Here is a 273-nt window from a genome sequence, read left to right on the forward strand (position 1 = left end):
AGGCTTAACGACCGGGTTCGAAAAGGGACCGGGTGTGACCCTCCCGCTATCACCACCGCAAACCACACACCCACACACCCACCACAAACACCAGACAGGTGCGCAGGAAAACCAAGAACACCCAACCCACCACCACAACAGCAGCAGCCGGCCAGGCAAAAAACAGCATGCGCGAGCACCCAGCATCCACGGCGGACAAGCCCTCGGCCTATTAGTACCGGTCAGCTCCACCCCTCACAAGGCTTCCACACCCGGCCTATCAACCCAGTCATC

The 273-nt window shown here is 60.1% G+C and carries 1 rRNA gene; it reads right to left on the minus strand.

Annotation, left to right across the window (positions count from 1 at the left end):
- A 5S ribosomal RNA gene (gene rrf, locus RM446_RS24765) occupies window positions 1-60 on the minus strand; the annotation flags it as partial.
- Window positions 61-273 lie beyond the last annotated feature (213 nt).

Source organism: Streptomonospora wellingtoniae, assembly GCF_031845375.1.
GTDB lineage: Bacteria > Actinomycetota > Actinomycetes > Streptosporangiales > Streptosporangiaceae > Streptomonospora > Streptomonospora wellingtoniae.